Origin of the sequence: Kitasatospora sp. GP82 (assembly GCF_029892105.1) — a bacterium.
Taxonomy (GTDB): domain Bacteria; phylum Actinomycetota; class Actinomycetes; order Streptomycetales; family Streptomycetaceae; genus Kitasatospora.
On the sequence record NZ_JARZAJ010000001.1, the window covers coordinates 22,883 to 48,887 of the forward strand.

At 70.3% G+C, this 26,005-nt stretch carries 20 protein-coding genes, 1 tRNA gene, 1 pseudogene and 1 riboswitch; of the genes and pseudogenes, 16 read left to right on the plus strand and 6 right to left on the minus strand.

The window, feature by feature from the left end; translation table 11 throughout:
* Positions 1–282: 282 nt before the first annotated feature.
* A riboswitch (cyclic di-AMP (ydaO/yuaA leader) is annotated at positions 283–460 on the plus strand.
* Between the two features lie 4 nt (positions 461–464).
* The 6 genes from P3T39_RS00085 (at position 465) to P3T39_RS00110 (ending at position 6,933) form a co-directional block, all read left to right on the plus strand.
* On the plus strand, positions 465–1,295 hold the full coding sequence (locus P3T39_RS00085) for a transglycosylase family protein (RefSeq protein ID WP_280695116.1): 831 nt from the start codon (positions 465–467) through the stop codon (positions 1,293–1,295).
* Positions 1,296–1,533: 238 nt separating this feature from the next.
* Positions 1,534–2,820 (plus strand): phosphopyruvate hydratase, encoded by a 1,287-nt coding sequence (eno, locus tag P3T39_RS00090; RefSeq protein WP_280695117.1) that lies wholly within the window; start codon positions 1,534–1,536, stop codon positions 2,818–2,820.
* 169 nt (positions 2,821–2,989) lie between these two features.
* Complete coding sequence (locus P3T39_RS00095) at positions 2,990–3,481, plus strand: septum formation initiator family protein (RefSeq protein ID WP_280695118.1); 492 nt, start codon at positions 2,990–2,992, stop codon at positions 3,479–3,481.
* Between the two features lie 13 nt (positions 3,482–3,494).
* A complete protein-coding gene (locus P3T39_RS00100) occupies positions 3,495–4,148 on the plus strand; it encodes a DUF501 domain-containing protein (protein ID WP_280695119.1) in 654 nt (217 codons plus the stop codon).
* A complete protein-coding gene (locus P3T39_RS00105; RefSeq protein WP_280695120.1) occupies positions 4,145–5,083 on the plus strand; it encodes a Ppx/GppA phosphatase family protein in 939 nt (312 codons plus the stop codon). Before P3T39_RS00100 ends, P3T39_RS00105 begins: the two co-directional genes overlap by 4 nt.
* Before the next feature lie 479 nt (positions 5,084–5,562).
* Positions 5,563–6,933 (plus strand): NAD(P)/FAD-dependent oxidoreductase, encoded by a 1,371-nt coding sequence (locus P3T39_RS00110; RefSeq protein WP_280695121.1) that lies wholly within the window; start codon positions 5,563–5,565, stop codon positions 6,931–6,933.
* Between the two features lie 182 nt (positions 6,934–7,115).
* Here the strand turns inward: P3T39_RS00110 and P3T39_RS00115 are convergent, their stop codons facing one another.
* Both P3T39_RS00115 and P3T39_RS00120 read right to left on the minus strand, forming a co-directional pair.
* Positions 7,116–9,671 carry an ABC transporter permease gene (locus P3T39_RS00115; protein WP_280695122.1) on the minus strand — a complete coding sequence of 852 codons (2,556 nt, stop codon included), beginning with the start codon at positions 9,669–9,671 and terminating at the stop codon, positions 7,116–7,118.
* 46 nt (positions 9,672–9,717) lie between these two features.
* A complete protein-coding gene (locus P3T39_RS00120) occupies positions 9,718–10,488 on the minus strand; it encodes an ABC transporter ATP-binding protein (RefSeq protein WP_280695123.1) in 771 nt (256 codons plus the stop codon).
* 365 nt (positions 10,489–10,853) lie between these two features.
* On the opposite strand from P3T39_RS00120, the gene P3T39_RS00125 reads away from it, so the two are divergent.
* From P3T39_RS00125 to P3T39_RS00135, 3 genes are all read left to right on the plus strand, one after another.
* Positions 10,854–10,938 (plus strand) — tRNA-Leu (locus P3T39_RS00125).
* A 115-nt stretch (positions 10,939–11,053) separates the two neighbouring features.
* Complete coding sequence (locus P3T39_RS00130; protein WP_280695124.1) at positions 11,054–11,932, plus strand: Bax inhibitor-1/YccA family protein; 879 nt, start codon at positions 11,054–11,056, stop codon at positions 11,930–11,932.
* 122 nt (positions 11,933–12,054) lie between these two features.
* Positions 12,055–12,393, plus strand: coding sequence for a hypothetical protein (locus P3T39_RS00135; RefSeq protein ID WP_280695125.1), 339 nt, complete (start codon positions 12,055–12,057; stop codon positions 12,391–12,393).
* A gap of 284 nt (positions 12,394–12,677) precedes the next feature.
* Here the strand turns inward: P3T39_RS00135 and P3T39_RS00140 are convergent, their stop codons facing one another.
* The 3 genes from P3T39_RS00140 to P3T39_RS00150 form a co-directional block, all read right to left on the minus strand.
* Positions 12,678–13,643: a hypothetical protein gene (locus P3T39_RS00140; RefSeq protein WP_280695126.1), complete on the minus strand. Its 966-nt coding sequence runs from the start codon at positions 13,641–13,643 to the stop codon at positions 12,678–12,680.
* A gap of 288 nt (positions 13,644–13,931) precedes the next feature.
* Complete coding sequence (locus tag P3T39_RS00145; RefSeq protein WP_280695127.1) at positions 13,932–15,152, minus strand: acetyl-CoA C-acetyltransferase; 1,221 nt, start codon at positions 15,150–15,152, stop codon at positions 13,932–13,934.
* Positions 15,153–15,243: 91 nt separating this feature from the next.
* Complete coding sequence (locus P3T39_RS00150; RefSeq protein ID WP_280695128.1) at positions 15,244–16,302, minus strand: SGNH/GDSL hydrolase family protein; 1,059 nt, start codon at positions 16,300–16,302, stop codon at positions 15,244–15,246.
* Between the two features lie 177 nt (positions 16,303–16,479).
* Between P3T39_RS00150 and P3T39_RS00155 the strand changes: the two genes are divergently transcribed.
* The 5 genes and pseudogenes from P3T39_RS00155 (at position 16,480) to P3T39_RS00175 (ending at position 22,054) form a co-directional block, all read left to right on the plus strand.
* Positions 16,480–17,880 carry a cystathionine beta-synthase gene (locus P3T39_RS00155; protein WP_280695129.1) on the plus strand — a complete coding sequence of 467 codons (1,401 nt, stop codon included), beginning with the start codon at positions 16,480–16,482 and terminating at the stop codon, positions 17,878–17,880.
* A gap of 510 nt (positions 17,881–18,390) precedes the next feature.
* On the plus strand, positions 18,391–18,717 hold the full coding sequence (locus P3T39_RS00160) for a hypothetical protein (RefSeq protein WP_280695130.1): 327 nt from the start codon (positions 18,391–18,393) through the stop codon (positions 18,715–18,717).
* 189 nt (positions 18,718–18,906) lie between these two features.
* Complete coding sequence (locus P3T39_RS00165) at positions 18,907–20,193, plus strand: Ig-like domain-containing protein (protein ID WP_280695131.1); 1,287 nt, start codon at positions 18,907–18,909, stop codon at positions 20,191–20,193.
* 135 nt (positions 20,194–20,328) lie between these two features.
* Positions 20,329–20,475 (plus strand): annotated as a pseudogene (locus P3T39_RS00170) (MerR family DNA-binding transcriptional regulator); the annotation flags it as partial.
* Positions 20,476–20,944: 469 nt separating this feature from the next.
* A complete protein-coding gene (locus P3T39_RS00175) occupies positions 20,945–22,054 on the plus strand; it encodes a hypothetical protein (protein WP_280695132.1) in 1,110 nt (369 codons plus the stop codon).
* A gap of 69 nt (positions 22,055–22,123) precedes the next feature.
* Here the strand turns inward: P3T39_RS00175 and msrA are convergent, their stop codons facing one another.
* Positions 22,124–22,789, minus strand: coding sequence for a peptide-methionine (S)-S-oxide reductase MsrA (msrA, locus tag P3T39_RS00180; protein ID WP_280695133.1), 666 nt, complete (start codon positions 22,787–22,789; stop codon positions 22,124–22,126).
* Between the two features lie 339 nt (positions 22,790–23,128).
* On the opposite strand from msrA, the gene P3T39_RS00185 reads away from it, so the two are divergent.
* Complete coding sequence (locus P3T39_RS00185) at positions 23,129–24,283, plus strand: cystathionine gamma-synthase (RefSeq protein WP_280695134.1); 1,155 nt, start codon at positions 23,129–23,131, stop codon at positions 24,281–24,283.
* Positions 24,284–24,560: 277 nt separating this feature from the next.
* The gene (gene ilvA / locus P3T39_RS00190; RefSeq protein WP_280695135.1) at positions 24,561–25,772 is read left to right on the plus strand and encodes a threonine ammonia-lyase; all 1,212 of its coding nucleotides are present in this window, start codon (positions 24,561–24,563) and stop codon (positions 25,770–25,772) included.
* Positions 25,773–26,005: the final 233 nt, after the last annotated feature.

Here is a 26,005-nt window from a genome sequence, read left to right on the forward strand (position 1 = left end):
GATTTCGGTGAGATGTGCCACATGCTCCGCGAGGGCTTCCGGAGGCCCGGCAAACCGGGCGTGTCGGACTGGCGGCGTGTCGGATAGGTCCGTTTTGCGAACCTCTGAATACGTATCAAACCGGACAAAGCTGCACCGTTTGTAGGCGTACATAAACTGTCCGTAATTCCCGTGTGATGTACGGGATATGAGCTTGTGATTGGTGTGTGGATATGCGTAGTCTCCGTTGAGTTCGCAGCTGCGAACCCCGGTGCGCGGAACGCCAAACCTTGCCCGCCGCGCTACGGGACACCGACCAGAACCCTTGGGCAAGAGCGGGGGAACCAGGTTTAGTCGCCGTCCCCACGGCTTGGGGTGAAGCCGCGTCAGCGGACAGGAACATCCCTGTCCCGCCGCCGCGGCCGGGCCACCTCCCGGTCCGAACCCGACAGCTCACCTCGCAGGCGTGCGGAGAGGAAACCTCCATGCTGTTCACCGGTTCGGGCCGTCACCGTCGCAAGACCCAGGCCGAGAAGGCCATCGCCGTCGCCGGTGTGGCCGGCGTCGGCCTCGCGATGCCGCTGCTCGCCGCCACCGGCGCCCACGCCGCCTCGGTGTCGACCTGGGACAAGGTCGCCGAGTGCGAGAGCGGCGGCGACTGGAGCATCAACACCGGCAATGGCTTCTACGGCGGCCTCCAGTTCACCTCCAGCACCTGGAAGGCCTACGGCGGCGGTCAGTACGCCAACCAGGCCGACCGGGCCAGCAAGGGCCAGCAGATCGCCGTCGCCGAGAAGGTCCTCGCCTCGCAGGGGCCGGGCGCGTGGCCCGTCTGCTCCGCCAACGCCGCTCTGGGCAACGGTGGTTCGGCCGCCGACGTCGACACCGGCAGCTCGAAGTCCGGCTCCTCGTCGAGCTCGTACAGCACCAGGGGCGCCGAGAAGCAGTCCTCGCAGGACGCTTCCCCCGCGACCGCCGCCCCGAGCTTCCCGGGCAAGGCCGGTTACGACGCGGCCTCGGGCAAGTACTGGTACGAGAAGAACGGCGGTTGGTACTGGACCAGCCACCAGAGCATCTACAAGCAGTTCGCCGGTGGCGCCGCCCAGCAGGCCCCGGCGTCCCAGGCGCAGACCCCGGCCCAGGCGCCGCAGAGCGCCTCGGGCGGCTACACCGTCAGGGACGGTGACACCCTGTCGGGCATCGCCCAGGCCCAGGGCGTCTCCGGCGGCTGGCAGCACCTGTACGACGCCAACCGCTCCACCATCGGCGGCAATGCCGACCTGATCATGCCCGGTCAGGTGCTGAAGCTGGGCTGACCCCACAGCCTGTGAGGGGCCGTTCCGTGCGCGACGCTTCGGCGGTGCCGTGCGGAACGGCCCTCTGGTGGTCATTCAGGTGAACTACCGGCGAGTAGTGGGGCCACACGCTGAGACGGGACGACGGTCAGCGTGGTCCGGGAGCCCGGTGCGGTTAGGCTCTGGTCGTAACGACTCCGCAATCGTCCGCAGACTGCACCCCCTGTCCGCAGGACCTGCTTCCGCTAGGAGATGCCTCGTGCCGTCCATTGATGTCGTCGTAGCCCGTGAGATTCTCGACTCGCGTGGCAACCCCACGGTCGAGGTCGAGGTCGGCCTCGACGACGGCAGCACCGGTCGTGCCGCTGTCCCGTCCGGTGCCTCCACCGGCGCCTTCGAGGCGCTCGAGCTTCGTGACGGCGACAAGAGCCGTTACTTCGGCAAGGGCGTGGAGAAGGCCGTCCTCGCCGTCATCGAGCAGATCGGCCCGGAGCTGGTCGGCTACGACGCCACCGAGCAGCGCCTGATCGACCAGGCCATGCTCGACCTGGACGCCACCCCGGACAAGTCCTCGCTCGGCGCCAACGCGATCCTGGGTGTCTCCCTCGCCGTGGCGCACGCCGCCTCCGAGGCCAGCGACCTGCCGCTGTTCCGCTACCTCGGCGGCCCGAACGCGCACGTGCTGCCCGTCCCGATGATGAACATCCTCAACGGCGGTTCGCACGCGGACTCCAACGTCGACATCCAGGAGTTCATGATCGCGCCGATCGGCGCCGAGTCGTTCTCCGAGGCCGTCCGCTGGGGCGTCGAGGTCTACCACACCCTCAAGGGCGTGCTGAAGGAGCGCGGCCTGTCCACCGGCCTCGGCGACGAGGGCGGTTTCGCGCCGAACCTGGACAGCAACCGCGAGGCCCTGGACCTCATCACCGAGGCCATCAAGAAGGCCGGCTACGTGCCCGGCAAGGACGTCGCGCTCGCCCTGGACGTCGCCGCCTCCGAGTTCTACAAGGACGGCGCCTACCAGTTCGAGGGCAAGGCGCTCTCCGCCGCCGAGCTCATCGACTACTACGCCGAGCTGGTCGCCGCGTACCCGCTGGTCTCCATCGAGGACCCGCTGGACGAGTCGGACTGGGACGGCTGGAAGGCCATGACCGACAAGCTGGGCGACAAGGTCCAGCTGGTCGGTGACGACCTGTTCGTCACCAACCCGGCCCGCCTGGCCAAGGGCATCGAGACCGGCACCGCCAACGCGCTGCTGGTGAAGGTCAACCAGATCGGTTCGCTGACCGAGACCCTGGACGCCGTCGAGCTGGCCCAGCGCAACGGCTACCGCTGCATGATGTCGCACCGCTCCGGCGAGACCGAGGACGTCACCATCGCCGACCTGGCCGTCGCCACCAACTGCGGCCAGATCAAGACCGGTGCCCCGGCCCGCTCCGAGCGCGTCGCCAAGTACAACCAGCTGCTGCGCATCGAGGAGATCCTCGACGACGCCGCCGAGTACGCGGGTCGTGGCGCGTTCCCGCGCTTCCGCTCTGCGGAGTAACCAGCACAGCCGCTCTGCGGAGTAGTCAGCACAGCCGCTCCGCGGCGTAGGCAGGCCCGGTAGGTACGAGGGCCGGCACGCACGCACGGCGTGCGCAATCGGTGCCCCGCCGCCCACCCCGTAGGGTGGGCGGCGGGGCACCGGCGTGCGGTGCTGACGGGAGGGGCACATGGCGAGGTGGAAGATCCCCGGGTTCGCGGGGCGGCCACGGTTCACCAGCAGGGCCACCGTGCTCGTCCTGGTCCTCTGCTCGCTGGTGGCGATCCTCGCGTACCCGACCCGGCAGTTCATCGCACAGCGCTCGGAGATCAACGGACAGCGCGCCAAGGCCCAGCGGGCCGCCCAGCAGGTCGAGAAGCTCCGCAAGGAGCGGGCCCGCTGGCAGGACCCTGTGTTCGTCAAGGCACAGGCCCGCGAGCGGCTGCACTATGCCCTGCCCGGTGAGACGCCGTTCGTGTCGATCGACCCGAGCCCGCCCGCCGCGCAGCCCTCGGCGGGCGCCGTCGCGGCAGGGCAGGCAGCCAGGGCCGGTGTGCCCTGGTACACCAGTGTCTGGAGCTCGGTCGCGCTGGCCGACTCGCCTCCCGACGCCGCTGCCACCGTCGTGACCGCCGGCACCGCCGCAACCGCTGCCCCCACCACCGCCCCCGCCCCTCGCTAGAGACAGCACCCCCATGACCACTGAGAACCCGTCCGCATCCCAGACTCCTTCTGTCACCGACACCGACGTCGCAGCCATCGCGGCCCAGCTCGGCCGCGTGCCGCGCGGCCTGCGCGGCGTGGCGCACCGCTGCCCGTGCGGCAACCCGGACGTCGTGGAGACGGCACCCCGGCTGCCGGACGGTACGCCGTTCCCGACGCTGTACTACCTGACCTGCCCCAAGGCCGCCTCGCTGATCGGCACCCTGGAGGCCGACGGTGTGATGAAGGACCAGACCGCCCGCCTGGCCCAGGACCCGGAGCTGGCCGCCGCCTACCAGAAGGCGCACGAGGACTACATCGCCCGCCGTGACGCCATCGAGGTGCTGGAGGGCTTCCCGAGTGCCGGCGGTATGCCGGACCGGGTGAAGTGCCTGCATGTGCTGGTCGGCCACTCGCTGGCGGCCGGTCCCGGCGTCAACCCGCTCGGCGACGAGGCGCTCGGCATGCTGGAGGACTGGTGGGCCAAGGGCCCGTGCGTCAGCCCGGCCGAACTCGCCGAGAGCGAGGCCAAGGTGGCCGAGCAGCGCGCCGCGGCCGAGGACCACGCCGCGGTGATCGCCGCCAAGGAGCAGAAGACCGCCGAGCGCGCCGCGAAGAAGCGCCAGACCGAAGAGGAGAGCGAATGACCGCCACCCGGGTCGCCGCGATCGACTGCGGCACCAACTCGATCCGGTTGTTGATCGCCGATCTCGACCCCGAGACCGGTGCGATCGCCGACCGCGACCGCCGGATGATCATCAACCGGCTGGGCCAGGGCGTGGACCGGACCGGCCGCCTCGCCCCCGAGGCGCTGGAGCGCACCTTCGCGGCCTGCCGCGAGTACGCCGCCGTGATCGCCGAGCACGGGGTCGGCCCGGACCGGATCAGGCTGGTCGCCACCAGCGCCTCCCGGGATGCGGAGAACGCCGAGGAGTTCACCAAGGGCGTCCGGGAGATCCTGGGTATCGAGCCCGAGGTGGTCAGTGGCGAGGAGGAGGCGCACCTCTCCTTCATCGGCGCCACCAAGGAGCTGACCGGCGGTGCCTTCAAGGCCCCGTACCTGGTCTTCGACCTGGGCGGCGGCTCCACGGAGTTCGTGCTCGGCACCGAGGACGCCGAGGCGGCCCGCTCGGTGGACATCGGCTGCGTCCGGATGACCGAGCGGCACTTCGCCGGGAGCGACATGCCGACGCTCGGGCAGATCTCCGCTGCCCAGGCGGACATCCGGGCCGCGCTCGACCAGGTCGCCGAGGTCGTCCCGCTGGACCGGGCGGCCACCCTGGTCGGCCTGGCGGGCACGGTCACCACGGTGGCCGGGATCGCGCTGGACCTGCCCGAGTACGACTCCGTCGCCATCCACCACTCCCGGCTGTCGGTGACGGCCGTCCGCGAGGTGACCGGGCGGCTCCTGAGCTCCACCCACGAGCAGCGCGCCGCCATCCCGGTCGTGCACCCGGGCCGGGTGGACGTGATCGCGGCCGGTGCCCTGGTGCTGCTGGAGATCATGGAGCGGACCGGGGCCGCCGAGGTGGTCGTCAGCGAGCACGACATCCTGGACGGCATCGCCTGGAGCATCGCCTGACGCACCCGGGGCCCGGCTCCTGCCCGGCCCGAGGGATGTCGGGCCCGCTCACTGCATCGACCCCTTACCGAACCGGCCCCGGGACGCCCTTGGCGGGCCCGGGGCCGGTCTCCGGCGGGTGCGCCGCGAAAAACTTCGTGAATTTCTTCACATGGCGATCCAGTCTTTCGCCGCACTCCACTGCCCGCTACGTCCGTTATGCGGGACCGAAGGTCGACTCGCCGACCGGCTCGCTGGATCGCAGGCAGGGCTCCCGGTCGGCCGGTGAAATCGAAATAACGCGCGGGAACCCGGACGCGCCAAGGATCGTTGCTGCTCAGCAGTGCCGTCCGCACGCCCGCGCTCACGGTGCGCATCCGGTGGCGGTGAGGCGCTACGCACCCCGGGCGAACAGGGCCGCGTAGTGTAGCAGACGGTGTCCAGGGGGCTGTGACGGGCCTCACGAAAGGTGCTCCGGGCGGTGCTGGATACTTTCCGATATGAGCACCACGGAGCGTCCTCGCATCCTCATTGTCGGCGGTGGTTACGTCGGCCTGTATGCCGCGATGCGCATCCTCAAGAAGATGCGCTACGGAGAGGCGACCGTCACGGTCGTCGACCCGCGGTCGTACATGACGTACCTGCCCTTCCTCCCGGAGGCGGCCGGCGGCAACGTCGCGCCTCGCAACCTTGTCGCGCCGCTGCGCAGCGCCCTGAAGAAGGCGGAGGTGCTCACCGGTTCCGTGACCGGTGTGGACCACGCCCGTAAGGTCGCCACCATCCAGCCCTCGGCCGGCGACTCCTACGAGCTGCCCTTCGACTACCTGGTCGTCGCCACCGGCTCGGTCTCCCGCACCTTCCCGATCCCCGGCCTCGCCGAGCACGGCATCGGCATGAAGACGGTCGAGGAGGCGATCAGCCTCCGCAACCACGTCATGTCGCAGCTGGACAAGGCCGAGTCCACCACGGACGAGGCGGTCCGCCGCAAGGCCCTCACCTTCGTGGTCATCGGCGGCGGCTTCGCCGGCGTCGAGACCATCGCCGAGGTCGAGGACATGGCGCGCGACGCGGCGAAGATCTACAAGACCGTCAGCCGCGAGGACATGCGTTTCATCCTCGTCGAGGCGGCCAACCGGATCCTCCCGGAGATGGGCCCGGACCTCGGTCTGTGGACCAAGGAGAAGCTCGAAGAGCGCAACATCGAGATCTACATCGAGACCTCGATGGACTCCTGCGTCGACCAGCACGTGGTGCTGAAGAACGGCGTCGAGGCCGATGCCTCCACCATCGTGTGGACGGCGGGCGTCAAGCCCAACCCGGTCCTGAACAACTTCGGTCTGCCGCTCGGCCCGCGTGGCCACGTGGACACCGCGCCGACCCTGCAGGTCCAGGGCTTCGACTACGTCTGGGCCGCCGGCGACAACGCCCAGGTGCCTGACCTCGCCGTCGGCGAGGGCGCCTGGTGCCCGCCGAACGCGCAGCACGCGGTCCGTCAGGCGATCGTCCTCGGCGACAACGTGATCTCCGGTATGCGGGGCTTCCCGCAGGCCGAGTACAAGCACAAGAACCTCGGTGCGGTCGCCGGTCTCGGCCTGCACAAGGGTGTGGCGATCCTCTTCGGCAAGTACAAGCTGAAGGGCCGTCCGGCCTGGTGGTTCCACCGCCTGTACCACGGCAGCCGGGTGCCGACCATGAACCGCAAGATCCGGGTCTTCACCGACTGGACGCTGGCGATGTTCCTGAAGCGCGAGACCGTGGGTCTGGCCGAGATGGAGAAGCCGTTCGGGGCTTTCCAGGAGGCCGCGGCCCCCGCTCCCAGGCCCGTCGAGGCCGCCAAGCCCGCCGAGAAGGAACTCGCCAGCAGCAAGTAAGCGACCAGATCCGGGCGTTGGGAATCGTCCGGATACGAGTCGGAGGCTCTCCGCCCGGCAGTGTCGCCGGACCACGACCTCCGTGGTGCTCAGCCGGCCGTGCGACCGGGCGGAGTACAGAAGTAACGAGCGGGGCCCCTACCGAACCCTCCGGTAGGGGCCCCGCTCGGTGCTGTGCCCGATCAGTCCGTCTTGATGCTCGCCAGGATGTCCAGCTTGGACGCCTTGCGGGCCGGCCAGAGCGCGGCCACCAGGCCGACCAGCCCGGCCAGGGCCAGGAAGAGCAGCATCTTGCCGTAGGGGACGACCGTGGTGAGCCCGGCGAGGCTGGAGACCAGGGTGCGGTTGACCGCCCAGGCGGTGAAGCAGCCGAGCAGGACGCCGATCACCGCACCGAAGAGCGAGATCACCACCGACTCCAGCCGGACCATCCGCTTGATACCGCTACGGTCCAGACCGATCGCCCGCAGCATCCCGATCTCGCGCTTGCGCTCGAAGACCGACATGGCCAGCGTGTTGATCACACCGAGGACCGCCACCAGCACGGACATCGCCAGCAGGCCGTACATCATGTTCAGGACGAAGGTGATGACCCGGTTGAACTCGTCCCGCATGTCCTGCTTGGTCTTGACCTCGACCACCGGGTTGTTGCCGGTGGCGTCCTTGATGGACTGCTTGAGGGCAGCGGTGGGGCCGTCGGCGCCCTTGACCAGGACGTCGCTGAGGTACGGGTCGGTCTCGTGCTTGGCGACCTCGGCGTTGGCCATCACGACCTCGGAGAGCATCGCGTTGCCCTCGTACACGCCGCCGACCGTGACGGTGCCCTCGCTGCCGGAGCGGTAGTCCACCTTGAGGGTGGAGCCGACCGACAGGTTCTCCTTCTTGGCCATGTCGCCGTCGACCAGGATCTGACCCTGCTTCAGCGCCGAGGCGGAACCGCTCAGCATCTTCGGCTGGACCAGCTGTTCGAAGCCGGCGGCGTCGATGCCGTAGACGGAGTGGGACGTGCCGCCGAACTCCCAGTAGGCCTTGTTGACGGGGCTGGAAGCGGTGACGCCGGGGGCCTTGCCGATGGCGGTGGCCAGCTCGGGGGTCAGCCCGCCGGTGGCCATGGCGACGTCGTAGTCGGCCTTCATGGAGCTGGTGACGGCCCGGTCCACCACATCGGTGACCGAGGCGCCCAGCACGGTCAGGCCGCTGACCAGGGTGAGGCCGATGGTGAGCGCGGCAGCGGTGGCGGCGGTGCGGCGCGGGTTGCGCACCGCGTTCTGCCGGGCCAGCTTGCCGGGCGTGCCGGCCAGCTTGGCCAGCACCGGGCCGACCAGGGCGATCACCGGACGGGACAGCAGCGGCAGCAGGACGAAGATCCCGATCATCGCGAGCGCGACCCCGGCGCCGACCGGCATACGGCCGGCGTCGCTCTTGGTGGCGGCGCCCATCAGGATCAGGCCGAGACCACCGGCGGTGATCAGTGCGCCGATGACATTGCGGACCACCAGGCTCTTCTGCGTCGCGGGCTGGTCGCCGCTGCTCATCGCGGCCACCGGGGCGATCCGGGAGGCGCGGACGGCCGGGATCACGGCGGACAGGACGGTGACCAGGACGCCGACCACCAGGGACACCACGATCGTGGTCGGCGCGACCACCAGGGAGCCGGTGGGCATGCCGTCGTTCATCGAGGCGACCAGCGACTGCATCCCGGCGCCGATGCCGATACCGGCGAGCAGACCGGCGACCGAGGCGATGACGCCGATGGCCAGGGCCTCGACCAGCACAGAGCGGGTGACCTGGCGGCGGCTGGCGCCGACCGCGCGGAGCAGGGCCAGCTCCTTGGTGCGCTGGGCGACCAGCATGGTGAAGGTGTTGGCGATGATGAAGATGCCGACGAAGAGCGAGATGGCGGCGAAGACCAGCAGGACGGTCTTCATGCCGTTGGTGCCGGTGGCGATCGCCCTGGTCTGGTCGTCCTTCAGCTGCTGACCGGTCTCGGTGCGGAAGTTGTCGCCCTTCGGCAGCACCTTGCCGACCTCGCCGAGCAGGGCGGCCTCGGCGGTGCCGGGCTTGGCCTGCACCGAGATGGAGCTGTACTGGCCGGGCGTCAGCAGCAGCTTCTGCGCGCTGGCGGTGTCCATCAGGGCGAGCGTGCCGCCGGAGGTGATCTGCGGGTCGTCGGTGGTGACGATGCCGGCCAGCCTGACGTCCATGGCCGGGCCGTTGGTCGCGATCCGGACGGTGTCGCCGACGTGGTAACCGGCCTTCTGGGCCGTCGACTTGTCGAGCGCGATCTCCTTGGCGCCCGAGGGGGCGCGGCCCTCGGCCAGCGGATAGCGGGCATCCTTGCCGGAGCTGCCGGGCACATAGTTGCTGCCCGTGGCGCTCCAGATCTGACCGATCAGGTTGCCCTTCTTGTCGGAGACGCCGATGAAGCCGGAGATCACACCACGGGCGTCCTGGGCCCCGGGCAGGGCGGCTATCTGGCGGACGGTGGCGTCGGTCAGCTTCGCGGACTGCTTCCCCTCGGTGCCCTTGGGGCCGATCCGCATGCCGGTCGAGTTGTCGGTGACCAGCACGGAGACGTCGGAGTAGCTCTTGGCGTAGCTGTTCTTCATGGCCTGGCCGAGCGTGTCGGAGAAGACCAGGGTGCCTGCCACGAAGGCGGTGCCGAGCAGGATGGCGAGTGCCGTCATCAACAGGCGGCCCTTGTGGGCCAGCACGTTGCGCAGTGCGGTGCGATACATGGAGTGCGTCCAGGGAGGGTAGGGGCGGGCGGCTACTGGCGATGTGTCAGCTCGTCCGGCCCTTGGCGTCGAAGCGGCGCATCCGGTCCAGGACACTGTCGGCGGTGGGCTCGTGCAGCTCGTCCACGATCCGGCCGTCGGCGAGGAAGACCACACGGTCCGCGTAGGAGGCGGCGACCGGGTCGTGGGTGACCATCACCACGGTCTGGCCCAACTCGCGGACGGAGTTGCGGAGGAAGGAGAGGATCTCGGCGCCCGAGCGGGAGTCGAGGTTGCCGGTGGGCTCGTCGGCGAAGATGATGTCCGGCTTGCCGGCTAGCGCGCGGGCGCAGGCGACACGCTGCTGCTGACCGCCGGAGAGCTGGCTCGGACGGTGCGAGAGACGGCCGGAGAGGCCGACGGTGTCGACCACGCGGTCCAGCCAGGCCTTGTCGACCTTGCGGCCGGCGATGTCCATCGGCAGCGTGATGTTCTCCAGCGCCGTCAGGGTGGGCAGCAGGTTGAACGCCTGGAAGATGAAGCCGATGTGGTCCCGGCGGAGCTTGGTCAGCTGCTTGTCCTTCAGGCCCACCAGCTCGGTCTCGCCGATCATCGAGGAGCCGGAGGAGACGGTGTCAAGACCGGCCATGCAGTGCATCAGGGTGGACTTGCCGGAGCCCGAGGGGCCCATGATCGCGGTGAACTGACCCTGGGGGAACACCACACTGACGTTGTCCAGGGCGACCACGCGGGTCTCGCCCTCTCCGTAGACCTTGTTGAGGCCGGTGGCGCGGGCGGCCGCCTGGCCGGTCTGGACGGCGTACGCGGTCGTGGTCACGGGAGGGCTCCTTGGACTGTGGGGTGGTGCCGCTGATCGGGCAGTTTGGTCAAGTCTTGGTCGGCCGGGGCGCACAGCTCCGGCCGCTATTCCATGCTCCGTTGGTGATCATGGAAATTCGTCGCTCCGGGGGACGGTTGGGGCGACCGCCGCTGGTTGTATGCGGAGCGGTGCGTCTCCTCCTGCGGTATGACGTTGACCCTGATGCGGCCGTAGTGGCCGAATACCGGCCAACCTCTGGCTAAATTGCAGACAGTTCGTCAGATGGCAAGGAAACATGACAACTTCCCCTGCTGGGAACATGCGAAAGGGGGAGTCGGGAGACTAGTCTCAGGGGTAGCCCGAACAGGGGCGGAGTGGTGTACGCCCGGGTGGTGGAACGCAGACACGGGCAGCTTAAAACTGCTTGGCCGCGAGGCCGTGCCGGTTCGAGTCCGGCCCCGGGCACCAACTCCGTCCTGTCGTCGGCTTTTGAGATCCTCCTCGCGGCGTAGGCACTTCACTTTGCCAGGGCATTACTCTTGGCAGGCGTGGGTGGTGCCTTGCCACCCCGGAGGGAATGAGCATGAGAAGCAGCAACCCGGTCTTCTCGCGGGAGGGGTCGTTCACCCGCGGCACCGGATACGCAGGGTTCGGCACCCAGCAGCAGCCGCAGGCCACGGGCCCCTATACCGGCAGCCCCTACGACAACAACCCCTACGCGCAGCAGCAGCCCTACGGTCAGCAGCTCACCGCCGAGCAGCTCGCCGAGATGTACGGTGCGCCGTCCGCCGGTCCGCTGCGGACCGGCCGGATGACCATGGACGACGTGGTGGCCCGCACGGCCCTCACGCTCCTCACCCTGGTCGTCGGCGGTGCGCTCGCCTGGTTCGCACTCCCCGCGGAGAACTACGGCTTCGCCGTGGGCGCCGCGCTGGCCGCCTTCGTGGTCGGCCTGGTGGTCAGCTTCAAGCGGAGCGTCAGCGCGCCGCTGATCCTGACGTACGCCGTACTCGAGGGCTTCTTCCTCGGGGCGATCACCAAGGCGTTGAACACCGCCCTGCCGGGCATCGCCGTCCAGGCCGTGCTGGGCACGGCGGCGGTCTTCGCGGCGATGCTGATCGCCTACAAGAGCGGCCGGATCCGGGTCACCCCGCGCTACACGCGGATCGGCATGGCGGTCGCCATGGGCTTTGTGATCCTGCTCCTGATCAACATGGCGGCGTCGATGTTCGGCGCCGACATGGGTCTGCGCTCGGGCCCGCTGGGCATCGTGGTCGGACTGCTCGGAATCGGCCTCGGTGCGTTCTTCCTCTCGCTGGACTTCGCCGAGATCGAGGAGGGCATCCGGGGCGGTGCCCCGCAGCAGGAGTCGTGGCGAGCGGCGTTCGGGCTGACGCTCTCGCTGGTCTGGATCTACCTGGAGATGCTGCGGCTGATCGCGATCCTGCGCGGCGACGACTGACGGCGACGCCTGAAGACCAGGCGGCAGGCTGCCACTTCACGGGCCTCGGAGCGGTGCTCCGGGGCCCGTGGCGCGTCCCTGCGGCGAGGGCCCCGGCACGTACGGGAGATAGCCTCGGGCGCATGCCTGCTGAACCACTGAGCCCCACCGACCCGAGCGCCCTGCTGGACGCCGTGAACCACCTGGCGGATCGCCTCCGCTCGATGCCGCAGAGCCGCCTGGACGGCGCGGTGCCCGGTCATCCTTCGCGGGCCGCCGCGGGGCTGGCGCTGGCCCGGCAGTTGGCCACCACCGCGCTGGCCCTGGCCGGTCAACCGCCGCACGAGTTCCCGGACGTGGGCCCGTTCGCGGTCGGCGACCAACTCACCGTCGCCGGGCACGAACTCGCCGCAGTGGCCGACGAACCGCACCTCGCCGAGGCCATCGCCGCGGTCCGCGCCACCACCGCCCTGATCGCCTGAGCCATCGCGCAAAGGGGCGCGGGCACCCGTTGTTTTGAGCGGCGCGCGCGTACCTGCTGTTTTTAGGGGCGCGGGGAACTGCGCGAAAACGGGAGAGACGGTGCCGCACCGGCCCTGCGGGAGCAAGCTGCACCGTCCGAACTGGCGCTCCCGAGGTGCCACTTGCCGACGGACTTCAGGGTGCGGCCGGTCCCCTGCCGATTCGCGCAGTTCCCCGCGCCCCTTGAAGACCAGCCGCTTGCGCCCCGCGAGAGGCCGCGCAGTTCCCCGCGCCCCTGAAAGGGTCAGATGCTGGCGACCACTCGGTCGGCCAGGACGTAGACGGCCTCCTCGTTGGTGGAGAAGGTCAGCGAGTACGAGCCCGAGAAGCGTGAGCCGCCGAGGAGTCGGACGTCCTCGCCGGCCCGGACGGCGTCGATCAGGCGGTAGGCGGCCTCGCGGTCGCCGGGGGCCACGCAGAGCGTGGTGCCGTCGGCGAAGGCGTACACGTCCAGGGTGCCGAGCGGTCCGGGACGGACGTCGGTGAGGGCGACGCCGTCCTCGGCCAGGGCGGTCAGCTTGGTGTCGGTCCACTCGCGGGACGGGGTCTGGCTGGGCACGAAGTCGGGGTGCGAGGGGTGGCGCCGCGGATCGGGGGCGGCCACCGGCTCGCCGTCCAGCAGACCGGACTCCAGACCGGTGGCGAGCAGGTCGGCCTCACGGCGGGCGCGAGCCTCGCCGGAGGTCTCGGCACCGCCGCCGTGCACGGGGTGCCCCGAACCGCTCCTGGCGCCGCCGTCCGTTCCGGGCCGGCCGCTGCCGGCCGCCGCGCCCTCGCCGCCGCCGAGGTCCTCGTTGATGAGGTCCTCAAGGGCGGAGCGCAGCGCCTCGCCGAACCCGGGGTCCATGACGCCCGCGTTGTCGACCGCGTCCTGCGGCCCTGTCGGGCGGGGGAAGAAGAGCGGCCACTCCTCGACGGGGCTCAACCCGGCACTGGTGAACGGGGAGTCGAAGAGCGGTGCGTCCTCGGCCGCCCTGGCCTCCTGCTCGGCCCAGAACGCGCGTGCCTCGGCGATCTCCCGCTCCCGGTCCGCAGCCAGCGCCTCGGCCACCGCGCGGCGTATGACGGCTTCGTCAACGACGGTCGGGGAAGGGGAGTTTGCGGCCGTCCGCTGCTCGTCCAGGCGGCGCGAGAGGCCACGTACGTGGAGCAGGACGGCGGTACACACGGCGATCAGGATCAGCAGCAGAATGGTGTCGACGGCGCTCACGGAACGTACTCCTAGCGAGGAGTGGAACGGGGTTACACGTCCACACTGCCGTATGGGGCGCTGTTACTGCAGGGGCAGATGCCGGATTTGTCTGTGACTTACCTCCTTGTCCTCAAATTGTTAGCCGAACCCGTTATACGCTGCGGAGTTGACCGATTTCGCGGTGTTCGCAAAACGCCACTCCGGGCAGAAAACGAGGGCCGGATCACGGTCGTGATGTGATCCGGCCCTCAATCACCCTGTGTCACCCCCGAATGGGGGGTTGACGGGTGCGGTGTGCCCTTCGGCTCAGCTCAGCCGCTCGATGACCATCGCCATGCCCTGGCCGCCGCCGACGCACATGGTCTCCAGGCCGAACTGCTTGTCGTGCCACTGCAGGGAGTTGATCAGCGTGGTGGTGATCCGGGCGCCGGTCATGCCGAAGGGGTGGCCGACGGCGATCGCGCCGCCGTTGACGTTCAGCCGGTCCAGGTCGACGCCCAAGTCCCGGTAGGAGGGGATGACCTGGGCCGCGAAGGCCTCGTTGATCTCCACCAGGTCGATGTCGCCGATGCTCAACCCGGCCCGCTTGAGGGCCTGCTTGGACGCCTCGACCGGGCCGTAGCCCATGATCTCGGGGGAGAGCGCGCTGACCCCGGTGGAGACCACCCGGGCGAGCGGGGTGATGCCCAGCTCGCGGGCCTTGGTGTCGGACATGATCACCAGGGCGGCGGCGCCGTCGTTGAGCGGGCAGCAGTTGCCGGCCGTGACGGTGCCGTCCGGGCGGAACACCGGCTTCAGGCCGGAGACGCCCTCCAGCGTGACTCCGGCGCGCGGGCCGTCGTCGGTGCTGACCACGGTGCCGTCGGGGGTGGTGACCGGGGTGATCTCGCGCTGCCAGAAGCCCGCCTTGATCGCGGCCTCGGCGAGGTTCTGCGAGCGGACGCCGAACTCGTCCTGGTCGGCCCGGGTGATGCCCTTGAGCGCGGCCAGGTTCTCGGCGGTCTGGCCCATGGCGATGTACGCGTCCGGGATCAGCCCGTCCTCGCGCGGGTCGTGCCACTCGCCGCCGCCCACCTCGGCGCGGTGCGCGGTGCGGGCCACCGCCTCGGCGAAGAGCGGGTTCTGGGTGTCCGGCATCCCGTCCGAGGAGCCCTTGATGCTGCGCGAGACGGTCTCGACACCGGCCGAGATGAAGACGTCGCCCTCGCCCGCCTTGATCGCGTGCAGTGCCATCCGGGTGGTCTGCAGCGAGGAGGAGCAGTAGCGGGTGATGGTGGCGCCGGGCAGGTAGTCCATGCCCATCTGGACGGCGATGATCCGGGCCAGGTTGTGGCCCTGCTCGCCGCCGGGCAGGCCGCAGCCGAGCATCAGGTCGTCGATCTGGCGCGGGTCCAGCTCGGGCACCTTGGCGAGTGCGGCGCCGATGATCTGTGCGGTGAGGTCGTCGGGGCGGACGTCCTTGAGCGAGCCCTTGAAGGCCCGGCCGATCGGCGAACGGGCGGCGCTGACGATGACGGCTTCGGGCATGGTGGCTCCTCGCTGGGTGACCCTGGTGTTGTCGAGCGTCCACCTCGGGGCGTGACTGTGCCAAGTGGGACGCTCGGGAGGAAAGTTACCGTTAAGTAGCCCACACGTCACCCGTGCCCGTGTGTGAGTTGGCCGACGCCGGACCGGCCTCCGCCGGTGCGGGACCGCCCGGCTGCCCGGCTCCCGGCAGACCGAGCCGCAGCCGGTGCATGACCAGTGCCCAGCGCCGTCCGATGTCCTGCCCCGGGCCGCTGCTGCTCTCGGCCGCCGCCACCTCGGTGCCGGAGTGCCCGGCGGCCGTGGCCGCCGCCACCGCCACCGGCAGCACCGACCCGCCCCTGCTGTCGGGCCTCGTCTCGTCCGGCCAGAGGCCCAGTGCGGCGCAGAGCGAGGGCAGTACGGCCATCGCCGCCGTCGCGTACCCCTGGGCGGACGGGTGGTAGCGGTCGGCGGCGAACATCTCGGGGCGGGCCGCGAACTCTGGGCCGAGCAGCGAACCGAGCGAGACGGTACGGCCGCCGTTCTCCACCACCGCGATGGTCTGAGCGGCGGCCAGCTGGCGGCTCAGCCGCCGGGCCACCCAGCGCAGCGGCGGTCGGACCGGCTTGATCGTCCCCAGGTCGGGGCAGGTGCCGACCACCACCGCGCAGCCGCTCGCCCGCAGGGCCGCCACCGCCTCGCCGAGCTGGCGTACCGACTGGGCGGCCGGGCTGTGCCTGGTGACGTCATTGGCGCCGATGATGATCACGGCCGCGGTCGGCCGGTACGGCAGGGCGAGTTCCACCTGCCGGGCCAGGTCCGTCGAGCGGGCGCCCGACTTGGCGACGTTCAGCAGCCGTACCCGGCGCTCGGCCACCGAGGCGAGCCCGGCCGCCAGCAGTGCGCCCGGGGTCTCGTGCCCTCTGGTCACCCCGAGCCCGGCCGCCGTCGAATCGCCGAGGAAGGCCAGCACCATCGGCGGCTCGGTCGCCAGCGGATCGGCGAAGGCCGCCCCGTACACCCCGTCGGCCCTGGGTGGCTTGCCCTCCAGCAGACCCACCGCGCGTACGGCCAGTTTGCTCTCGGTGAGCAGCAGCCCCACCAGCCCCACCCCGAGCAGTCCGAGCCCGCCCCCGCCGTACGCCGCCGCCGTGGCAATCCGCCGTGCCACCCGGGCCCTCGACTCCTGCGACCCTGCCACCCCGGCCCCCTCCGTGTCCTGCTGCTCCTGCCTCTGTCTCCCTGGTACCCGCCGAAGTCGCGCGCTATCGGCGGGCATCGGCCATCCGGGGCCATAGGCTTGGGACTACCGAACAACACCCGCATCGCATTTACCGGGAGGACCCCCGTGCGGTACCACAATTCGATCATCGAGCTGGTCGGCAACACGCCTCTGGTGAAGCTCAACAAGGTCACCGAGGGCATCAGCGCGACCGTGCTGGCGAAGGTCGAGTACTTCAACCCCGGTGGTTCGGTCAAGGATCGCATCGCGATGCGCATGATCGAGGCCGCCGAGGCGTCCGGCGCGCTCAAGCCCGGTGGCACCATCGTGGAGCCGACCTCCGGCAACACCGGCGTCGGTCTGGCGATCGTGGCCCAGCAGAAGGGCTACAAGTGCATCTTCGTCTGCCCTGACAAGGTCTCCACCGACAAGATCAACACGCTGCGGGCCTACGGCGCCGAGGTGGTGGTCTGTCCGACCGCCGTCGCGCCCGAGCACCCGGACTCCTACTACAACGTCTCCGACCGCCTGGTCCGCGAGACCCCCAACGCCTGGAAGCCGGACCAGTACTCCAACCCGGAGAACCCGGCGTCGCACTACCACTCCACCGGCCCGGAGCTGTGGGAGCAGACCGACGGGAAGATCACCCACTTCGTCGCTGGCGTCGGCACCGGCGGCACCATCTCCGGCACCGGCCGCTACCTGAAGGACGCCTCCGGCGGCAAGGTGAAGGTCGTGGGCGCCGACCCCGAGGGCTCGGTGTACTCGGGCGGCACCGGCCGTCCGTACCTGGTCGAGGGTGTCGGCGAGGACTTCTGGCCGACCGCCTACGACCGCGAGGTGGCCGACGAGATCGTCGCGGTGTCCGACAAGGACTCCTTCCAGATGACCCGCCGCCTGGCCAAGGAGGAGGGCCTGCTGGTCGGCGGCTCCTGCGGGATGGCCGTGGTGGCCGCACTGGAGGTCGCCAAGCGGCTCGGCCCGGACGACATCGTCGTGGTGCTGCTGCCGGACGGCGGCCGCGGCTACCTCTCGAAGATCTTCAACGACGACTGGATGGCCGACTACGGCTTCCTGCCGTCCGGGACCGACGAGGCGCACATCGGCGAGGTGCTGGCCCGCAAGGACGCCATCGAGCACGAGGGCATCCCGCAGTTCGTCCACATGCACCCCAACGAGACGGTCGAGGAGGCGGTCCGGGTGCTGCGCGACTTCGGCGTCTCGCAGATGCCGGTGGTCTCGCCGGGCGCCGGCCACCCGGACATCATGGCCGGCGAGGTCATCGGATCGGTGGCCGAGCGTGAGCTGCTGGAGGGGCTGTTCACCGGGGGCGTCCAGCTCACCGACACCCTGGACAAGGTCATGTCCAAGCCGCTGCCGGTGGTCGGTTCGGGCGAGACGGTGACCAGCCTGATGTCCGTCCTGGAGAAGTCGGACGCCGCCGTGGTGCTGGTCGAGGGCAAGCCGCAGGGCATCGTCACCGGCCAGGACCTGCTGGCCTTCCTCGCCGGCCGGGGCGCTCACTGAGACCGGAGGGGCTGAGCCGGCCGGCTGCTGAATCGGCGTCAGCCGGCGTGCTCCGCCGACCGGGTGAGACTTCGTCTCCGCGCGAAGTGGTACACCGGCGTCACGTCACCGCAGCACAGGGTTAACAAGCGTCGGGCATCGTAGGGGTCAACGGCAAGACGCCGAGCAAGGTGACAGCAGAGGCCGGGAGCGGCTCCCCGGTACTGCGGTCGCCCGGACACGTCGGTCGGCCCTGACCCGGCCCACCGTGTCCTGCCCTCCGTCCCGGTCACGGGCTGGAGGGGCCCCTCGTAGGGGCTGCCGTCGTCCCGCCCCTGTTCGTCCCCGGCCGTCCGGCCGGGGTCGATCGACAGGGTGCGGCGGCTCCTGCGGTACCCAACGCGCCGCAAGGCGCGTCTCCGCGGCTCCCGGGTGGGGGAGCCGGGCGGAGAGCGGTCGGGCCGGTCCACGTTCAGTGGACCGGCCCTCACCGTTTCCTCCCTGCGGTCCGGCTCGCCTACGCTCGCACGTATGACCAGCACAGACCTGCCGGAGCAGGACGCCCCCCGCTACGTTCGCCTCACCATCGAGCTCATCGCCGAGATCACCGACGAGCAGGCCCTGAAGTCCGCCGCACTGACCCAGGTCGAGGGCGACGAGTACCTCGACGACGAGGAGCGCGCCCAGTCCGTCGAGGCCATCGAGCTGGACCCGTCCGGCTCGCTCGCCCACTTCATCGACCCGGTCGCCCTGCTCGGCGACGTCCCCGGGGTCGAGCTGACCTCCGCCACCTGGGAGTCCGCCCGGACCGACTTCGACCCGCAGGAAGAGACCTGGGACGAGTACCAGGTCGACTGATCCCCGGCCCGGCCCTCGGCCCGGAAGCCACGCACCGCCTGTCCCGGATGTTTCGGGACAGGCGGTTTTGTCCTTTTTCACCAACTCTTAAGTACTCTCGTACGATCTCAGCCATTTAGCGACGGAACCGTTTCGTCCCGGATTGCATGGTTTGGGACTGTAACGCCCGTCGAAGAGGGAGATCGCGAAGTGACGACGGCACGGGACGAGCAGCAGCACCCCACCCCTGGCACCTGGAGCCGTCGCGGCGTACTCGCCGGGCTCCTCGGCGCCCCGGTCGTGCTGGTGGCCGCCTGCGGCGGCAGCTCCGCCGGGTCCGCCGGGTCCGCCGGGTCCGCCGGCTCCGGCGCTTCCGGCTCGTCCGGCAGCGGTGGTGGCGGGGCCACGCCCACCCCGAAGACCTCTGCCGCGAAGATCACCGTCTCCCCGGCCGACGGCACCACGGATGCCGCCTTCGGCCAACCCGTCAAGGTCACCGTGACCGACGGCACGCTCGGCTCGGTCAGGCTCGCCGACTCCACCGGCAGGCAGATACCCGGCCGGCTGGCCGCCGACGGCACCAGCTGGATATCCACCGGGCAGCTCAGCAGCGGTACCGGGTACACGGTCGCAGCGGTCGCCACCGACGGCGACAAGCTGGAGGCGGACTCCAGCACCGGCTTCGCCACCGCCACTCCCGCCAACACCCTCGTCGGCTACTTCTCGCCCGAGGACGGCTCGACCGTCGGCGTCGGAATGCCGGTCACCATCCGCTTCAACAAGCCGGTCACCGACCGCACGGCCGTTCAGCAGGCCATCACCGTCACCACCGACTCGGGCGTGGAGGTCGTCGGCCACTGGTTCTCCAGTACCCGCCTGGACTTCCGCCCCGAGAAGTACTGGACCAAGGGCAGCACCGTCACCCTCAAGCTGCGGCTCAAGGACGTCGAGGGCGCGAAGGGCGTCTACGGCACCCAGTCCAGGGACGTGAGCTTCACCGTCGGCCGCAGTCAGACCAGCATCGCCGACCTCCGCGCCGGGACCCTCACCGTCACCACCGACGGTGTGGTCACCGCCACCTACCCGATCATCGGCGGCTCCCCCGAGCACCGGACCTGGGCGGGCAAGCTGGTCATCTCCGAGCAGTACCAGCAGACCAGGATGGACTCCGCCACCGTCGGCCTCGGCGACGAGTACAACATCCCGGACGTGCCGCACGCCCAGCGCCTGACCACCTCGGGCACCTTCATCCACGGCAACTACTGGTCGCCCGCCTCCGCCTTCGGCAGGTCCAACACCAGCCACGGCTGCATAGCCCTGCGCGACGTCAAGGGCGCCGGCGACCCGGGTACCAACGGCGCGAGGTTCTTCAAGAGCTCGATGGTCGGCGACGTGGTCGAGGTCGTCAACTCCGGTGACAAGGCGGTCGATCCGTCCAACGGCCTGAACTGCTGGAGCATGTCCTGGGCCGACTGGAAGGCCGGCAGCGCGATCTAGCCCCGCAGGGGAACCTCTCGGAGCAAGGGGTAACCAAGCAGAGCCCCGCGCCCCTGAAGGCTCACCCCTGCCCTGAGGGATTCCTCCGCTCGTAGGCTTGAGTCCCCAGTGACGGGAGGCTCCAAGGTGGCGGACATGGAAGGCGACGCCCTCCATACCATCGGGGAGCTGTCCCGGCTGACCGGGATACCGGTCAAGACCATCCGGTTCTGGCCCGATGCGGGAGTGGTGCCGCCGACCGACCGCACACCCGCCGGCTACCGGCTCTACGGCCGCGACGCGCCCCCAGCCTTCGGCCGGGAGGTGCCCCCCTGCCCGCCTCGGGCGCTGCGCCTGTACGACCGGCGGAGGCGGATGCTGCTTCGGCTGCTTCATGCGCAGCGTCAAGAAGACATATTGAAACAATAATTGTATGACTGTATGTGAGATCTGTGCTTATGTGTAGGCGGTTTCGTACGCCCTCACCAAGCGGATCCGCAGCGGTGAAGGGCCAGGTTCGACAGGGGAGATTCCCATCAACACCGCCCGTCGAGGAGTCGGCCGCGCCGCCCTCGCCTCCATCGCCTGCACCGTCGTTCTCGCCGCCGGCCTGGCCGCCTGCGGCACCGTCAAGGAGCTCAGTGCGGCCGACAAGGTCTCAACTGCGTTCGACAGGCTGGGTGATGGCAAGTCGCTGAAGGTCGAGCTGTCCATCGACGCCACCCCGGCGCAGGTCCTCGCCTTCGACAAGGCGACGGCCTCCGATAAGCCGATGGACCAGAAGAGCGCCGAGGCGCTCACCGGCCTGACCCTCGCGGTGTCGTTCAGCGCCGACAAGCCGCTGAAGGACCTCGACTCCTTCAAGAAGGCCAAGGGCTCGGGCGACTACAACTCGCTGTCCACCGACCCGGCGTTCAACTTCTCGTACACCCTGGCCGGTAAGGACGGCAAGGTCTACGCGGACGTGCGCCAGGCCAATGCCAAGACGTACGCGAGGATCGACGCCGAGGGCCTCCTCAAGCTGGCCGGCCAGGACCCGGCGCCGGTCCACGAGTTCGCCGACAGCCTCCCCGCCGGTGCGAAGGCCGTCAAGGACGTCCTCGCGGGCAAGTGGATCTCCTTCGACCCGAAGGCGATGCAGGAGATCGGCAAGCAGGCCGGTGCGGGCCGGGGCGGTGCCGTGCCCTCCGCGGCCCCCACGCCGGACGCCAAGGCCGTGCAGGAGCTGGGCAAGTCCGTCACGGACGTCCTCTCCCGCGACCTGAGCTTCGAGGACAAGGGCACCAAGGACGGGGCCGACCGGATCGTGGTCTCCGCGCCCGCCCGCGGCCTGTTCGAGGACCTGCTGAAGGCGTTCAAGCCGCTCTCCAAGGACATTCCCACCCTGGCCGGTCTGCCGACCGCCGCCCCGAAGGGCGTCCCGGACCGCAAGGTGGCCCTCGACCTGTACCTCAAGGACAAGGAACTGTCCTCGGCCACCTTCGACTTCGCCCAGCTGGAGGAGAAGGCCGGTCCCGACGTCCACCTGCCGGTGAAGCTCGCCTTCAGCAAGGACGCCACCGCCGCCCAGGCGCCCACCGGCGCCACCGAGTTCACCGCGGCCGACTTCAAGGGCGCCATGGCCGCCATGACGTCGGCCGGCACCGGCCTCGGGGCCGACGCTGGAACCGGCCTCGGGGCGGGCCTCGGTGGTCACGGCTCCGGCGTCACCGGTGGCGCGGGCGGCACCGGCAGTGGCGCCTCCGGCACCTCGGCGGCGAAGCTGACCGACGCTCAGGTCGCGGAACTCGCCAAGGCGGGCAACGTCTCAGAGGACACCATCCGCCTCATGGCCGAGAACGGCCTCGGCTACCAGGACCTCAAGGACATGATCGACAGCTGAGGCTGACGCCCGCTCGGGCCGACGGCCCCGCAGCACCCCTCGCGGCGGGACAGCGGGAACGACCCGCTCTCAGCCGTCCGTCCGGGCGACGCCGATCGGGCAGGTGGCCCCGGTGCCGCCGAGGCCGCAGTAGCCGCCCGGGTTCTTGGCGTCGGAGAGGTACTGCTGGTGGTAGGGCTCGGCCGGGTAGAAGGGGCCGGCCGGGAGGATTTCGGTGGTGATGGGGCCGAGGCCGAGGGCGGTGAGGGCGGGCTGGAAAGCATCCCGGCCGGCCTGGGCGGCGGCGAGCTGGGCGGGGGAGTGGGTGTAGACGGCGGAGCGGTACTGGGTGCCGTGGTCGTTGCCCTGGCGGAAGCCCTGGGTGGGGTCGTGGGCCTCCCAGAAGGTCTTCAGCAAGGTCTCGTACGAGATCAGGGCGGGGTCGAAGACGACCCGGACGACCTCGGTGTGGGCGGTGAGACCGGAGCACACCTCTTCGTACGTCGGGTTGGCGGTGTGACCGCCCTGGTAGCCGACCAGGGTGGTCCAGACGCCGGGCAGCTGCCAGAACTTGCGCTCGGCACCCCAGAAGCAGCCGAGGCCGAAGTCGGCGATCTCCAGCCCGGCCGGGTACGGGCCGGTGAGCGGCGTGCCGAGCACGGTGTGCAGGTCGGTGAGGGTGAACGGCGGGGTGTCCCGACCGGGCAGGGACTGCTCGGGGGTGACGAGGGCGCTCTTGTGGCGGTTGAACAGCAAGGTCTGCTCCAGGTGGCTCCAGGGCCCCGGCACCGGAGGGCGGCCGATGGTCGGGGCGAGCGGGTGGCGCCCAGTGCAACGTCTGCCGCCCGCCCTGGATTCCGCCCACCGGGTCGGGCGGGTCGAACCGGCCGCCGGGCGATCAGCCGGGCGTCGTCCTCGGCGGCCTCGGCCCCTCGGGGCCACCTCGCAGTCGCCACCGCGCTCCGGCGAACATGTGTGCGGAGTGTGGAGGTCGTAGCGACCGCCGAGGGCCCGGCCTGACAGGCAGTCGGAGCCCGGATGCTTTCCCGACCGGTTTGCCATGCTCGGCACCGTCGGCGGACTAGGCTCGTGGGCATGACCGAGCACCAGCCTCTCCAGGGCTTCGAGACCCTTGCCATCCACGCGGGTCAGGAAGCAGACCCCCAGACCGGGGCCGTCGTCACGCCGATCTACCAGGTGTCCACCTACAAGCAGGACGGCGTCGGCGGCCTCCGCGGCGGCTACGAGTACAGCCGTTCCGCCAACCCGACCCGTACCGCGCTCGAGGAGTGCCTTGCCGCGCTGGAGGGCGGCCGTCGCGGCCTGGCCTTCGCCTCCGGCCTCGCCGCCGAGGACACCCTGCTGCGCACCGTACTCAAGCCGGGCGACCACATCGTCATCCCCAACGACGCGTACGGCGGCACCTTCCGCCTGTTCGCCAAGGTGCTGTCCCGCTGGGGCGTGGAGTTCTCCGTCGCCAACATGCAGGACGTCGCCACCGTGCGGGAGGCGCTGCGGCCCAACACCCGTGCGGTGTGGGTGGAGACGCCGTCCAACCCGCTGCTCGGTATCGCCGATCTGGCCGCGCTGGCCGAGATCGCGCACGGCGCGGGCGCCCTGCTGGTGGTGGACAACACCTTCGCCAGCTCGTACCTTCAGCAGCCGATCGCGCTCGGCGCGGACGTGGTGGTGCACTCGACCACCAAGTACATGGGCGGCCACTCGGACGTGGTCGGCGGCGCGCTGGTCGCGGCCGAGGCGGGCCTGGGCGAGGAACTGGCCTACCACCAGAACGCGATGGGCGCGGTCTCCGGGCCGTTCGACGCCTGGCTGGTGCTGCGCGGAATCAAGACCCTGGGTGTCCGGATGGACCGGCACAGCTCCAACGCCGAGAAGGTCGCCGAGCTGCTGACCCGTCACCCGAAGGTCTCTCAGGTCCTTTACCCGGGCCTGGCCGAGCACCCGGGCCACGACATCGCCGCCAAGCAGATGAAGGCGTTCGGCGGCATGGTGTCGTTCCGTGTCGCCGGCGGCGAGGAGGCGGCGGTCGAGGTCTGCAACCGGGCGCAGCTGTTCACCCTCGGCGAGTCGCTGGGCGGTGTGGAGTCGCTGATCGAGCACCCGGGCCGGATGACCCACGCCTCGGTGGTGGGTTCCGCCCTCGAGGTGCCGGGCGACCTGGTCCGCGTCTCGGTCGGCATCGAGTCGATCGACGACCTGCTGGCCGACCTCCAGCAGGCCCTGGGCTGAGCCCCTTCCCTCCGGAACCTCCCGATAGGCGGGGCGGATCCGCGCGATCGGGCAACCTCCCGAGGCCCGAGGCATTTCCGCGCGATCGGGCAACCGTTGGGGGCGCGGGGCTCTGCTTGATCAACGGCGCGCGCGAGAAACCATGCACCTTCGTAGAGGGCTGGTCGCGCACGCAGTTGATCAAGCAGAGCCCCCCGCCCCTGGCTGGTGCCTGGTTGGCCGGCTTCGTGCGCCTCGTGAGCCCCGTGGGCGCGCCCGGCGGCCGTACGCTGGCCGCATGCAGAGTTGGCCGATCACCCTGGACGATGTCCGGGGCGCGCAGAAGATGCTCGCCGGGGTCGCCCGGGTCACCCCGATGGAGAGCAGCCGCCACCTCTCCGCGCTGATCGGCTCCCCGGTGTACCTCAAGTGCGAGAACCTTCAGCGCACCGGCTCGTTCAAGCTGCGCGGCGCGTATGTGCGGATCGCCGGCCTCTCCCCGGTGCAGCGCGCGGGCGGCGTGGTGGCGGCCAGCGCGGGCAACCACGCGCAGGGTGTGGCGCTGGCGGCCTCGCTGCTTGGGGTGCGTTCCACCGTCTTCATGCCGGTCGCCGCCCCGCTGCCCAAGGTCGCCGCCACCCGGGACTACGGGGCCGAGGTGCGGCTGCACGGCAGCACCGTGGACGAGGCGCTCCAGGCCGCGCAGCGCTACTCGGAGGCGACCGGCGCGGTCTTCATCCACCCCTTCGACCACTGGGACATCATCACCGGGCAGGCCACGGTCGGCCTGGAGATTCTGGAGCAGTGCCCCGAGGTGCGCACCATCCTGGTCGGGGTGGGCGGTGGCGGGCTGATCGCCGGGATCGCGGCGGCGGTGAAGCCGCTCCGCCCCGATGTGCAGGTGATCGGCGTCCAGGCGGCGGCCGCCGCCGCGTATCCGCCCTCGCTGGCGGCCGGTCGGCCCGTCTCGCTGGACCACTTCGGCACCATGGCCGACGGGATCATGGTCGGCCGCCCCGGCGACATCCCCTTCGAGGTGGTCAACACCCTGGCGGACGGCGTCCGTACGGTCTCCGAGGACTCGCTCTCGCGGGCCCTGCTGCTGAGCCTCGAACGACTGAAGCTGGTGGTCGAACCGGCGGGCGCGAGCCCGATCGCGGCGCTGCTCGAACAGCCGGAGAGCTTCCAGGGCCCGGTGGTCGCGGTGCTCTCCGGCGGCAACATCGACCCGCAGCTGATGCAGCGGGTGCTCAGGCACGGCCTGGCGGCGGCCGGCCGCTATCTCTCGCTGCGGGTCCGCCTGGCCGACAAGCCGGGCTCGCTGGCGGACCTGCTGGCGGTGCTGACCCAGGTGGACGCCAATGTGCTGGACGTGGCGCATGTGCGGATCGACCCCAGGCTCGGCCTGACCGAGGTCGAGGTCGATCTGCATCTGGAGACCAAGGGCCCCGAGCACTGCACCCTGGTGGTCAGCGAGCTGAGCGACGCGGGGTACGTCGTCAGCCAGTAGGCCCTCCAACGGGGCCCCGGCAGGCGCCGGCCGGTAAATCGATGGGCCTGTGTCGGTGGCGGCTGGCACGCTGGGAGATCCGGCCCGTGCGGCACAGGACGTGCCGAAGGTCTCGGCCTTGACGCGATATATCGCAAGATGGCATTCTCGCGATGTATCGCGTCTGTGGTCCGAGCCCCCGAGCGCGCCCACGGGGTCGTACCGGGCGGATCAGTCAGCGGAGAGACCGCAGT